The following is a 12,268-nucleotide window of genomic DNA, read 5'->3' on the forward strand; positions in this document are numbered from 1 at the left end:
GGAGGCCGCGGCCCGGCTCGGCCCGGACGGCCGGGCCGACGGCGCGACGCTGCTGGTGGGCAAGACCGCGACGGCGATGACCACCGTCGCGGTGGCCCGGCACGCGCCACGCGGCCGGCTGGCCGTCGTCGGCCTCGGGCCGGGCGCCGCCGACCTGCGCACCCCCCGCGCGGTGGCCGAGCTACGTCGCGCCGCAGTGGTGGTCGGCCTCGACCAGTACCTGGAGCAGGTCCGCGACGTGCTCCGCCCGGGAACCCGGGTGCTCTCCAGCGGGCTGGGCGCGGAGGAGGCACGGGCGCGCGCCGCCGTCACCGAGGCCGCCGCCGGCCGGGCGGTCGCGCTGATCGGCTCCGGCGACGCCGGGGTGTACGCGATGGCCAGCCCCGCCCTGGAGTACGCCGACGAGCGCATCGACGTGGTGGGCGTGCCCGGCGTCACCGCCGCCCTCGCTGCCGGGGCACTGCTCGGCGCGCCACTCGGCCACGACCACGCCTACCTGAGCCTGTCCGATCTGCACACCCCGTGGGACGTCATCGAGCGGCGGGTGACCGCCGCCGCCGAGGGTGACTTCGTGACGCTCTTCTACAACCCGCGTAGCCGGGCCCGCGACTGGCAGCTCGGCAAGGCGCTCGGCATCCTCGCCGCCCACCGGCCACCGGACACCCCGGTGGGCGTGGTGCGCAACGCCAGCCGCCCCGGCGAACGGGTGCACCTCGCCACAGTGGCCACGCTCGACCCGGCCATCGTCGACATGTACAGCGTCGTGGTGGTGGGCAGCAGCGACACCCGGCTGATCGCCGGCCGGATGGTCACACCCCGGGGGTACCGATGGCGCTCGTGACGATCGACGCCTGCCAGGGCTGCGGCGCCTGCCTGCTCACCTGCCCCACGCACGCCATCCGACCGGTCGCCGGTGGCCTCACGGTCCGCGCCGACCGGTGCACCGGCTGCCTGGAGTGCCTGGAGATCTGCCCGGTCGACGCGATCCGCGTCGTCGAGCCCGACCCCTGTGAAGGAGCCCGATGAGCCGGGTGGTGCACCCCATCGAGGCCGAGTCGTACCGCATCCTGCGCGAGCGCGTCGACCTGTCGCACCTGCCGCCGCTGAGCCGCGCCGTGACCGAGCGGGTGGTGCACGCCAGCGCCGACCTCGCGTACGTCGACGAGTTGGTCTGCGACGAGGCCGCCCTGGAGTCGGGGCTGACGGCGCTGCGCGCCGGTGCGCCAGTGGTCACCGACGTGGCGATGGTCGCCGCCGGCATCACCCGGGCCGGCCTGGAACTGGTCTGCCCGGTCGCCGAGCCGGCCGCCGCCGCACTGGGCCGCTCGGCCGGGATCACCCGCTCGGCGGCGGCCGTCCGGATCGCAGTGCAACGGGTCGGGCCCGGCGCGGTCTGGGTGGTCGGCTGCGCGCCCACCGCGCTTGTCGAACTGCTCATAGTGGACGCCGCACCGGCGCTCGTCGTCGGCCTGCCGGTCGGCTTCGTGGGCGCCGCCGAGTCGAAGGCGGCGCTGCGGGCCAGCGGCCTGCCCGCCGTGTCCAACGTGGGGGAGAAGGGTGGCTCGGCGGTCGCCGCCGCCGCCCTCAACGCCCTGCTCTACGTCGAGGAGAAGTCATGACCGGGTTGGTCGTCGTCGGGCACGGCACGCGCAGCGCGGCCGGGGTCGAGCAGTTCGCCGCTCTCGTCGAGCGGGTCCGTCGTCGCGGTGACATCGGCGACGTCGAGGGCGGCTTCATCGAGCTGTCCCGCCCACCGCTGACCGACGCTGTCGGCGCGCTCGTCGCCCGCGGGCACCGGGCGCTGGTGGCGCTGCCGCTGGTGCTCACCGGCGCCGGTCACGGCAAGGGCGACATCCCCGCCGCGATGGCCCGGGAGCAGCAGCGCCACCCCGGGCTGAGCTACCGCTACGGCCGCCCGCTCGGCCCTCACCCGCTGCTGCACGAAGCCCTCGAACAGCGCATCGACGCCGCACCGGCCGGCGCCGACCGGGCCGACACGGAGCTTGCTGGTGCCGACCGGGCCGGCACGTGGGTGGCGTTGATCGGGCGGGGGTCCACCGACCCGGACGCCAACGCCGAGGTCGCCAAGGTCGCCCGGCTGCTCTGGGAGGGGCGCGGCTACGCGGGTGTGGAGCCGGGGTTCATCTCCCTGGCGCAGCCGTCGGTGCCGGCGGTGCTGGAGCGCCTGCGCCGCCTCGGTGCGCGCCGGATCGTGGTGGCACCGTACTTCCTGTTCGCCGGTGTGCTGCCGGACCGGATCGTCGCCCAGTCGGCGGAGTTCGCCGCCGCCCACCCCGACCTGGACGTCCGCGTCGCCGAGGTGATCGGCGACTGTGACGCCCTCGCCGACCTCGTCCTGGAGCGGTACGCCGAGGCACTGGGCGGGGACATCCGGATGAACTGCGACACCTGCGCGTACCGGGTGCTGATGCCCGGCTTCGCGGACAAGGTGGGTCGCCCGCAACGCCCGCACGACCACCCCGACGACCCGGTCGGCCACCACCATCACCGGCACGACCACCACGACCACGGGCACGGCTCGGTCGCCGTGGTCGGTGGCGGGCCGGGGCCCGACGACCTGATCACGGTACGCGGAAAGGCGCTGCTCGACGCGGCGGACGTCGTGGTGGTCGACCGACTCGCCCCGCAGGGGCTGCTCGCCGGGCTGCGCCCCGACGTGCTGGTGGTCGACGCCGCGAAGGTGCCCCGTGGCCCGTCGATGGCCCAGGAGGCGATCAACGAGGCCCTGGTGTCGCACGCCCGCGCCGGTCGCCGCGTGGTCCGGCTCAAGGGCGGTGACCCGTATGTCTTCGGGCGCGGCCACGAGGAGGTGCAGGCCTGCGTGGCGGCCGGTGTGCCGGTGACGGTGGTGCCGGGGGTGAGTAGCGCGCTCGCCGCACCGGCCCTCGCCGGCGTGCCGGTGACGCACCGGGGCGTGGCGCACGACGTCACAGTCGTGTCGGGGCACCTGCCGCCCGGGCACCCCGACTCGCTCGTCGACTGGGCGGCGCTGGCCCGGGCCCGGGGCACCGTCGTGCTGTTGATGGCCGTCGACACCATCGCCAAGATCGCGACCGTGCTGATCGAGCACGGTCGTGCCCCGGAGAGCCCGGTGCTGGCCGTGCAGGACGCCGGGCTGCCCGACCAGCGATCGGTGCCCGCCCGGCTGGACGAGATCGGCGCCGTCGCCGCCCGGGAGGGCGTCGGCCCACCCGCCGTCTTCGTCCTCGGCCCGGTGGTGGCCCTCGCCACCACCGGGCCGACGGGATGACTACTCGCTGCGGGCGGTCTCCGGCCCGGTGATGCGTTCCAGCAGCGGCAGGGTGGAGGCGATGACGCCGAGGCAGGCTGCCAACCCGACCACGACGATCACGTAGAAGCCCGGCTGCGGCGCGACGAGGGTGTAGTCCATCTGCGCCCGGAGGAACAGGTGGGCGGCGAGGAGGCCCATGCCGATGGCGACGGCGGCGACGGCGAGCATCGGCACGGCGCTCTCCAACGCCACCACCCGACGCAGGACCCGCACCGGAGCGCCGCTGAGGCGCAGCAGGCTGAACGGGCGTCGGCGTTCGGTGAGACCGCCGATGACGCTGACCGCGAGGCTGCACCCTCCGAGCGCGAGGCTGGCGATGATGATGACGTTGGCCAGTTGCTCCCAGCCGCGCAGCGTGTTCGCGAAGTCCGACTCGAAGTCGCCGGGCACGTTCGGCCCGACCCAGAAGGTCGGGTGGGCGACCTCCAGCACGGTGCGGGTGCGCTCGACGGCGGCGGCGGAGCCGTCCGTGCCGACGACCATTGCCCCGACCGGTAGCCGTTGGAGTTCGTCGAGGGTGAGCGACGCGGCGGGCCAGACCGTCGCGGGCGATGCCGATTCCCGCCAGCGGCTGAGGCCGAACGGCACCTCGATGACGCTCGCGCCGTCGGCGCACCGGCCGTACGCGCTCGGGAGGTCGGTGCACGCGATCACCCCGACCTCGCCGGAGTCGGTCACCACCGGGTTCTCGCGGATGGCGGTCGCGGAGCGCACCCCGGTGATCGCCCGCAGTTCGGCGAAGAGCGTGTCGGGCACCGACGTTGTCTTCTCGTCGAAGACGGTGGTCACCGTGCCCGCGTCGGTCGAACCGGTGGGCGCCGGGCCGCGGTTGGCGACGATCGTGGTGATCACGCCGACCGACACGCTCGTGACGAAGAGCGCGAGCATGATGCCGCTGATCGCCCGGAAGCCGGCCTTCGGATTGTCGGCGAGGCGTCGCGCGGCGATGAGCGTGGCCGGGCGGTTGGCGTACCGGGCCATCACCCCGGCGCCGACCATCGTCAACCACGGGCCGGCGAACACCAGCCCGGCCATGATGAGCAGCAGCCCGGGCAGGAACACCGCGGCCTGGCCGTCGGAGGTCTCGGGCCGGAAGCCGATGGCGAAGAGCAGCACGGCGACGCCGAGCACCATCGGGATCAGCCGGTACGCGCGCGGCGCCCGGGGGGTGACCCGCCGGGTGACGCCCAGCGGCGAGATCCGGACCCGGCGCAGCGAGACCTGCGCCGCCAGCGCCGCGCCGGCCGGGACGCCGAGCGCCACCAGCAGGACGTCCAGCATCCCCAGGGACATGTCGCTCGGGAAGAACGGCATGCCGGTGAACGGGAGGCCCGCGAGCGGGTCGCGGAAGGCGTAGAACAGTCCGAAGCCGACGGCGGTGCCGGCGACGGCGGCGGCGGCCGCCTCCACGGCGGCGACCATCGAGATCTGTCGGGGCGTCGCGCCGACCAGGCGCATCGCGGCGAAGCGCTGCTCCCGGCGGGCGGCGCTGAGCCGGGTGGCGGTGCCGATGAAGATCAGCACCGGGAACAGCAACCCACTGGCGATCACGCCCAGGATCAGGTTCACAGTGGCCTCGGGGAGGGCGGGGGTCTCGCCGACGCTGGTGACCTTCTGCGCGTTGGGCAGTTTGGCGACCTGGTCGGGGGTGCCGCCGGCGATGATGAGCAGGGTGTCCGGCGAGGTCAGCGCGGCCGGGCCAACGGTGCCGAGGTCACGCCCCGGGTAGCGGTCGCCCAGTTGGTCGGCCGGGTGGGCGGCCAGCAGTTCGCGAAACGCGGGCGAGGCGTAGTACTCGCCTGGGCCCGGGGTGGTCGGGATGCCGACCGGGGTGGGCGCTGTCGAGCCGGTCGCGGCGACGTCGATCCGGATGATCTGCTCACCGTGGAAGAAGTCCTGCCGGTTCGACCACCACAACGGGTCGGCGTCGCCGGCCGAGGCGCTCGGATACATCGACGCGTACCGGGTGAGCTGGGAGTTGACCGCGTTGACCCCGGCGAGGGTGGTCAGCAGCAGCCCGCTGCCGACCGCGACGGCGGCGGCGATGACGACCAGGCGGGTGAGCGCCTCACGGCCGCCGGCCACGGCGAGGCGGAGCCCGAAGCGGATCACGAGGCGACCCTGTCCGGCGCGTTCACGCGCCCGTCGCGGACCATGACCTCGCGGTCGGCGTACGCCGCGATCCTCGGCTCGTGGGTGACCAGGATGACGGTGGTGCCCTGCTCGCGGGCGGCGCCGACCAGCAGGTCCATCACCTGCTCGCCGGTGAGCGAGTCGAGCGCGCCGGTCGGCTCGTCGGCGAAGAGCACCTGCGGCTCGGCGACCAGGCCGCGAGCCAGGGCGACCCGTTGCGCCTGCCCGCCGGAGAGCTCACCCGAGCGCCGCTGCTCCAGGCCGTCCAACCCGAGGCGCGCGAACCAGGCTCGCGCCCTGGGCAGCGCCTGCTTGCGGTGTACGCCGCTGAGCAGCAGCGGCAGCGCGACGTTCTCCACAGCGGTCAGCTCGGGGACGAGTTGACCGAACTGGAACACGAAACCGAACCGGTCCCGGCGCAGGCTGCTGCGCTCGGTCTCGGCCATGGCGTGCACTCGGGCCCCGTCGAAGAGGATCTCGCCGGAGTCGGGCACCAGGATGCCGGCCAGGCAGTGCAACAGGGTGGACTTGCCCGAGCCGCTGGGGCCCATGACGGCGAGGATCTCGCCCGCCTCCACGGCGACGCTGGCGCCGCGCAGGGCGGGGGTCTGACCGAAGGAGAACTCGACGTCGCGCGCTTCGATCACGACGCTCACTGCCGCACCTCTTTCCGCAGGGCGTCCAGTCGGGCGCCGGTCATCTCGATCCATCGGAGGTCCGCCTCCAGGTGGTAGAGGCCGTGGTCGGCGAGCAGCGCGTCGACCAGGCTTCCGGCGCGCTTGATCTCGGTCAGCTCACGCATCCGGTGCAGGTGCGCGCTGCGCTGGGTGTCGAGGTATTCGGCGGCCGGGCGATCGAGCATCAGCGCAAGCACGACCTTGGCGAAGAGCACCGTCTGCAGGTGCGGTTCCGGGTCGACCGGTTGGGTCAGCCACTGCTCGACCTCGGTCGCGCCGACGTCGGTGATGATGTAGCGCTTGCGGTCGGGGCCGGCGCCGGGGGCGACGTCGCTGATCACCACCTTGCCGTCGCGGGCCAGTCGGCTGAGGGTGGAGTAGACCTGGCCGAACGGCAGTGGCTTACCCCGGCCGAAGAAGGCGTCGTAGTCGCGCTTCAGGTCGTAACCGTGGCTGGGCTCGCGTTCGAGGAGTCCGAGAAGGGTCAGTGGCACGCTCATGCCAGCAGACTACACCGAGGGTATACCCCGCGTATATACCCTCGGTGTGTTGTGGATCGGCAGCGGTCCAGGCGTTTGTGGGGATGAAATCGGGCGCGGCGTGGCCGTCAGCCGGTCAGGGCGCGGGCCACTGCGTAGCCGGCGGTGGCAGCGGCGAGCCCGGCGGCCACGCTGCCGAGCACGTTGGCCAGCGCGAGGAGCCGATGGCCGCCACTGGTCAGCCGCAGCGTCTCGTAGCTGAAGGTGGAGTAGGTGGTCAGCGCACCGCAGAACCCGGTGCCGAGCAACGCGCTGACCGCCGGGCCGGCTGGCCACCCGACCAGGACGCCGAGCAGCAGCGACCCGGCCACGTTGACCAACAGCGTCCCCCAGGGGAACACCGAGCCGTGCCGGGACTGCACGGCCCGGTCGGTGAGGTAGCGCAGCGGCGCGCCGACCGCCGCGCCCAGGGCGATGAGCAGCACCGTCATCGGGTCGCCCGCCGCAGCAGCCCGGCGGTGACGGCGTCGCCCAGGGCGACCGCGACGAGCGCCCCGAGCACCGTCGCGGCGAGGTACGCCAGTGCGGTGCCCGGTGCGCCCACGACGATCGCCCGCTGAACGTCGACCGCGTAGGTGGAGAAGGTGGTGAACCCGCCGAGCACCCCGACCCCGAGGAACGGGCGAGCCAGCGGGGGCCCACCGTCGAGGTGCCCGAGCACCGCCATCAGCACGCCGATCAGCAGGCAGCCGGACGTGTTGATGGTGAACGTGGCCCACGGAAAGCCGGTCGGTGGGTGCGGAACGGCGTGTTGCAGGCCGGCTCGGGCCAGCGCGCCGAGCACCCCGCCGGCCGCGATCGCGGCGAGGACCGTCGCGGGGCGCGCGGTCAACTCACGGCGATCGGCGGGGAGGTGCAGGTCGACGTCGGGATCGGTACGCGGCTCGAACGGCTCTGGCACGACTCCTCAGCCTAGTGCCGGCGACGGCGACGTCAGCGCAGTGCCGCCACGGCGGCGTCCGGGCCGCCTCGCCAGACCGTGCCGACCTCGCTGAAGCCCGCCGCGGTGAGCGCGGCCAGGTGCCAGGAAACCGGCGGGTTCCATTCGGGGCTGTGCCCGGTCGGGTAGATGGCGTGTCGCTGGGCGACCAGCGGGGCGAGCGCCGGGTCGGCGCCGGCCCGCTCCCACCAGTCCGATGGCAGGGCGATGATCAGAGCGACGCCGGGCAGGGCATCCGCCCGGCCCGGCGTCCTCCTTCCGGCGAGGTCAGACCGGGGCGTCCACCAGGCTCCCGTCGGCCCGGGCCGGCTCGTCGCGGCGGGCCAGCCGCAGCGCGCCGAGGAGTACACCCAAACCGATGAGGGTGAGTGCGGCGCCGGCCCAGATCGGCGAGGTGTAGCCGAGTCCGGCGGCGATGGTCACCCCGCCGATCCACGCGCCCAACGCGTTGCCGAGGTTGAACGCGGCGATGTTCGCCCCGGACGCCAGGGTCGGCGCCTGGTGGGCGTACCGCATGATCCGCATCTGCAGCGGCGGGACGGTGGCGAACCCGAACCCACCCATCAGCACCAGCGCGACGATGGTCAGAACCGGGTTCGTGGCGGTCAGCGCGAAGCCGACGAGCACCACCGTGAGCACCGCCAGGACGGTGACCAGCGTGCGCGACAGTGACCTGTCGGCCGCCCGGCCGCCGAGCAGGTTGCCCGCGAAGAGCCCCACGCCGAAGAGGACGAGCAGCCACGGCACGGTGCTGGTGGCGAAGCCGCTGACCTCGGTCAGCGTGTAGGCGATGTAGGTGAACGCGCCGAACATCCCACCGAAGCCCAGGACGGTGATCACCAGGGAGAGCCAGACCTGCGGGTGGGTGAAGGCGCGCAACTCGCCGCGCAGCCCACCGGCCGGGCGGTCGGCGTTGGCGGTGTCGCCCGCCGGGATGAGCAGGGCCAGACCGATGAGGGCGACCACGCCGATGGCGGTGATCGCCCAGAACGTCGACCGCCAGCCGAAGTGCTGCCCGAGGAAGGTGCCGAACGGCACGCCGAGCACGTTGGCGATGGTCAGGCCGGCGAACATCATGGCGATGGCGCCCGCCCGTCGGGCCGGTGCGACCAGGCCGGCGGCGACAACGGCGCCGATGCCGAAGAACGCGCCGTGGCACAGCGCGGCGACGATCCGGCCGGCCATCATCACGGCGTAGTCGTCGGCGACGGCGGAGAGCAGGTTGCCGATGATGAAGAGCACCATCAGGCCGAGCAGTACCGGTTTGCGCGGCAGTCGGGTGACGGCCGCGGTGAGGGCGACCCCGCCGACGGCCACGCTGAGCGCGTAGCCGGAGATCAGCCAGCCGGCCACCGGCTCGGTGACAGCGAAGTCGGCGGCCACCTCGGGCAGCAGCCCCATGATCACGAATTCGGTGAGCCCGATGCCGAAGGCGCCGATGGCCAGCGCGATCAGGCCGGGCGGCAGGGACTGTGGGCGTACGGGCATTGTCTTCCCATCGGGAGAGGGCAGTTATGCGGCGTGTGCAACTACAGGCGCCGGCAACGAAATACTTGCACGCGCTTCATATCGGCGCAAGCGTGGTAACCTGGGGTCCGTTCAGATCACACCGAGGAGGCCGGCATGGGCATCGCCGACGACGCGGTCGAGATCCGCGCGCAGGGTTGGCGCACCCTCGCCGCCCTGCACGGGCTGATCGAGACATCCCTGGAGCGGGCCCTACAGGCCGGCCACGACCTCTCCGTCGTCGAATACACGGTGCTCGACGCGCTCTCCCGCCAGGACGGCTGGCACATGCGGATGAGCCAGCTCGCCCGCGCTGCCGCGCTCTCCGGCAGCGCCACCACCCGGCTGGTCACCCGCCTCGAACAGCGAGGGCTGCTCACCCGCATCCTCTGCGCCGACGACCGGCGCGGCATCTACACCGAGCTGACCCCGGCCGGCTCCGAGCTGCTCGCCCAGACCCGACCCACCCACGACCGGGTGCTCACCGACGCGCTCGCCCAGGCGGAGGCCACCCCCGAGCTGGCGCCGCTGGTCGACGCCCTGCACCGGCTGCCGGCCACCCGCTGACCGCCCGCCGGCCGCGGGCGACAGCGGGCGTACGGTACCCGCAGCCCCACCGGGACCGCCGCGCCAAGGAGGCAGCCGATGCAGGACCGCACCCCTCGTCCGGAGGAGCTGGAGCCGATCGAGCGCGCCGGCATCGACGAGCTGCGCGCCCTGCAACGCGACCGACTGCGCTGGTCGTTGCGGCACGCGTACGACAACGTGCCGCACTACCGGCAGGCGTTCGACGCGGCCGGGGTGCACCCCGACGACTGCCGGGATCTCGACGACCTGGCGCGCTTCCCGTTCACCGGCAAGGCGGAGCTGCGGGAGAACTACCCGTTCGGCATGTTCGCCGTACCCCGCGAGCGGGTCGCCCGCCTGCACGCCTCCTCCGGCACCACCGGTCGGCCGACAGTGGTCGGCTACACCCGCGACGACCTGCGCACCTGGGCGCGCCTGATGGCCCGCTCGATCCGCGCCTCCGGCGGCCGCCCCGGCGACCGGGTGCACGTCGCGTACGGCTACGGGCTCTTCACCGGTGGCCTGGGCGCGCACTACGGTGCCGAGGAACTGGGCTGCACCGTCATCCCGGTCTCCGGGGGCATGACCGAACGTCAGGTCATGCTGATCCGCGACTTCGAGCCCGAGGTCATCATGGTCACGCCCAGCTACCTGCTGGCCATCGTCGACGAGATGCGCCGCCAGGGCATCGACCCGCGGGCCACCTCACTGCAAGTGGGCATCTTCGGTGCCGAGCCGTGGACCGAGGACATGCGCCGCGAGATCGAGCAGCAGTTGGACATCCACGCCGTCGACATCTATGGGCTCTCCGAGGTGATGGGTCCCGGCGTGGCGACCGAGTGCGTCGAGACCAAGGACGGGCTGCACCTCTGGGAGGACCACTTCTACCCGGAGATCATCGACCCGGTCACCGGGGCGGTGCTGCCCGACGGCGAGCGGGGTGAGCTGGTGTTGACCTCCCTGACCAAGGAGGCGATGCCGGTCGTGCGCTACCGGACCCGCGACCTGACCCGGCTGCTGCCCGGCACCGCCCGCCCGATGCGCCGGATCGAGAAGATCACCGGCCGCACCGACGACATGATGATCCTGCGTGGGGTGAACATCTTCCCCACCCAGATCGAGGAACTGATCCTGCGTACCCCGCAGCTCTCGCCGCACTTCCAGTGCGTCCTCGATCGGCACGGCCGGCTGGACACCCTCACGGTGCGGGTGGAGCGGCGGGCCGACGTCGACGTGGACGCCGCCGAGCGGGCCGGCGACACGCTGGTCCAGTTGGTGAAGAACACCATCGGCGTGAGCGTGGCGGTCGACGTTATGGCCCCCGACACCGTGGAACGGTCGATGGGCAAGATGCGCCGCATCGTCGACCAGCGACCGTCCGTCTGACCGCTGCCCGACGTTCCGGGCCCTCGGGCATGGCAGTGGTCGACATAGGATCCTGCCCATGCGCGTGCTGGTGGTCTCCGCCCCGCTCGTCGGGCACGTCTTCCCACTGGTGCCGCTCGCGGTCGCCCTCCGCGACGCCGGCCACGACGTGCTGGTGGCCACCGGCGGCGGAGCTCTGGCCGCCGCCGAGGCGGGTCTGCCGGTGCAGGACATCGCACCGGGCTTCGACTTCGGGCGTATCGCGCTGCGGGTCTTCCCCCGCCATCCGCTGATCGCGCGGGCGGAAATGGCCGGCACCGCCGGCACCCGGGGCGCCGGCCTGTTGTTCGGCGCGCTCAACGACCAGCTCACCGACCCGGTGGTGGCGCTGGCAACCCGGTGGCGGCCGGATCTGGTGCTGTACGAGCCGTTCGCGGTCGCCGGTGCGGTGGCCGCCGCACGGCTCGACGTGCCGGCCGTACGCCAGGAGAACGCCCTCTTCGACGGCCGGGACCTGGTCCGCGCCACCGTCGCCCGACTCGGCGCCGCGTTGCGCCGCCACGGCCTCACCGAGCTGCCCACGCCGGCCGCCGCCCTCGCCGTGGCCCCACTCAGCGTCGCCACCCAGGACGGCTGGCCGATGCGCTACACGTCCTATGTCGGCGGCGGGGAGTTGCCGGCCTGGCTGCGCGAGCCGGGTGAGCGCCCCCGCATCCTGGTCACCCGCAGCACCCTCACCGGCCCCGGCGACCGGGGGCCGATGCCCGCCGTGGTGGCCGCCGCTGCCCAGGTGGACGCCGAGATCGTGCTGGTCCGCCCCGACGAGCGGTCGGCCCGCTCGGTGCCCGGCAACGTGCGGGTGGTCGGCTGGATTCCGCTCGACGAGGCGTTGCCGGCGAGCGCGGCGCTGGTGCACCACGGTGGTGCGGGCAGCGCCTTCGGCGCACTCGCCGCAGGTCGGCCCCAGCTGGCCACCACGGGTCCGGGGGACCGGCGGCACAATGCCGAGCTGGTGGCCCGCCGGGGCGCCGGCCTGGCGCTGCGCTCCCGGGACATCACCGCGCAGGCGCTGACCCGGCTGCTCACCGACGAGCGTCTGCGGACCGCCGCCGCGCAGGTCAGCCGCGAGATCGCGGCGATGCCGCCACCGACCGACCTGGTCGCGCGGCTGGCGGCACTGGTCTGACTCTTAATCCGCGGGTTGTCGACTCCAGTCAAGGGGATCGGG

At 73.5% G+C, this 12,268-nt stretch carries 14 protein-coding genes; 7 read left to right on the top strand and 7 right to left on the bottom strand.

All coding sequences use genetic code 11. The features are described from left to right. From cobJ to cobA, 4 genes are all read left to right on the top strand, one after another. The coding region (gene cobJ, locus KBX08_RS30915) for a precorrin-3B C(17)-methyltransferase (RefSeq protein ID WP_210787250.1) at positions 1 to 841 on the top strand (841 nt) is incomplete at its 5' end. Continuing rightward, positions 829 to 1,026, top strand: a complete 198-nt coding sequence (locus KBX08_RS30920; RefSeq protein WP_112588067.1) for a DUF362 domain-containing protein — start codon at positions 829 to 831, stop codon at positions 1,024 to 1,026. The genes cobJ and KBX08_RS30920, both read left to right, overlap by 13 nt. Continuing rightward, positions 1,023 to 1,619 (top strand): precorrin-8X methylmutase, encoded by a 597-nt coding sequence (locus tag KBX08_RS30925; protein WP_210787252.1) that lies wholly within the window; start codon positions 1,023 to 1,025, stop codon positions 1,617 to 1,619. Before KBX08_RS30920 ends, KBX08_RS30925 begins: the two co-directional genes overlap by 4 nt. Further along, positions 1,616 to 3,271 (top strand): uroporphyrinogen-III C-methyltransferase, encoded by a 1,656-nt coding sequence (gene cobA / locus KBX08_RS30930; RefSeq protein ID WP_210787254.1) that lies wholly within the window; start codon positions 1,616 to 1,618, stop codon positions 3,269 to 3,271. Before KBX08_RS30925 ends, cobA begins: the two co-directional genes overlap by 4 nt. On the opposite strand, the gene KBX08_RS30935 is transcribed toward cobA, so the two are convergent. The 7 genes from KBX08_RS30935 to KBX08_RS30965 all read right to left on the bottom strand — a co-directional run bounded on the left by KBX08_RS30935 (position 3,272) and on the right by KBX08_RS30965 (position 9,090). Beyond that, a complete protein-coding gene (locus KBX08_RS30935; protein ID WP_210787256.1) occupies positions 3,272 to 5,425 on the bottom strand; it encodes an FtsX-like permease family protein in 2,154 nt (717 codons plus the stop codon). Then, the gene (locus KBX08_RS30940; RefSeq protein ID WP_210787258.1) at positions 5,422 to 6,102 is read right to left on the bottom strand and encodes an ABC transporter ATP-binding protein; all 681 of its coding nucleotides are present in this window, start codon (positions 6,100 to 6,102) and stop codon (positions 5,422 to 5,424) included. Before KBX08_RS30940 ends, KBX08_RS30935 begins: the two co-directional genes overlap by 4 nt. Then, positions 6,099 to 6,623, bottom strand: a complete 525-nt coding sequence (locus KBX08_RS30945) for a PadR family transcriptional regulator (protein ID WP_210787260.1) — start codon at positions 6,621 to 6,623, stop codon at positions 6,099 to 6,101. Before KBX08_RS30945 ends, KBX08_RS30940 begins: the two co-directional genes overlap by 4 nt. A gap of 107 nt (positions 6,624 to 6,730) precedes the next feature. Further along, the gene (gene crcB, locus KBX08_RS30950; protein WP_210787262.1) at positions 6,731 to 7,093 is read right to left on the bottom strand and encodes a fluoride efflux transporter CrcB; all 363 of its coding nucleotides are present in this window, start codon (positions 7,091 to 7,093) and stop codon (positions 6,731 to 6,733) included. Continuing rightward, complete coding sequence (locus KBX08_RS30955; RefSeq protein WP_210787264.1) at positions 7,090 to 7,563, bottom strand: CrcB family protein; 474 nt, start codon at positions 7,561 to 7,563, stop codon at positions 7,090 to 7,092. Before KBX08_RS30955 ends, crcB begins: the two co-directional genes overlap by 4 nt. A gap of 32 nt (positions 7,564 to 7,595) precedes the next feature. Next, entirely contained in the window at positions 7,596 to 7,952 is a 357-nt protein-coding gene (locus tag KBX08_RS34180; protein WP_247670362.1) for a hypothetical protein, read from the bottom strand. Next, positions 7,870 to 9,090, bottom strand: coding sequence for an MFS transporter (locus KBX08_RS30965; RefSeq protein ID WP_247670363.1), 1,221 nt, complete (start codon positions 9,088 to 9,090; stop codon positions 7,870 to 7,872). The genes KBX08_RS34180 and KBX08_RS30965 overlap by 83 nt, the downstream gene beginning before the upstream one ends. 135 nt (positions 9,091 to 9,225) lie before the next feature. On the opposite strand from KBX08_RS30965, the gene KBX08_RS30970 reads away from it, so the two are divergent. The 3 genes from KBX08_RS30970 to KBX08_RS30980 all read left to right on the top strand — a co-directional run bounded on the left by KBX08_RS30970 (position 9,226) and on the right by KBX08_RS30980 (position 12,226). Next, entirely contained in the window at positions 9,226 to 9,675 is a 450-nt protein-coding gene (locus KBX08_RS30970; RefSeq protein WP_091398381.1) for a MarR family winged helix-turn-helix transcriptional regulator, read from the top strand. Between the two features lie 78 nt (positions 9,676 to 9,753). Next, entirely contained in the window at positions 9,754 to 11,061 is a 1,308-nt protein-coding gene (gene paaK, locus KBX08_RS30975; RefSeq protein ID WP_210787272.1) for a phenylacetate--CoA ligase PaaK, read from the top strand. Positions 11,062 to 11,119: 58 nt separating this feature from the next. Further along, positions 11,120 to 12,226, top strand: a complete 1,107-nt coding sequence (locus KBX08_RS30980; RefSeq protein WP_210787280.1) for a nucleotide disphospho-sugar-binding domain-containing protein — start codon at positions 11,120 to 11,122, stop codon at positions 12,224 to 12,226. Positions 12,227 to 12,268: the final 42 nt, after the last annotated feature.

It is taken from the genome of Micromonospora sp. H61 (genome assembly GCF_018070325.1).
In the GTDB taxonomy this organism is placed as follows: Bacteria; Actinomycetota; Actinomycetes; order Mycobacteriales; family Micromonosporaceae; genus Micromonospora; species Micromonospora salmantinae.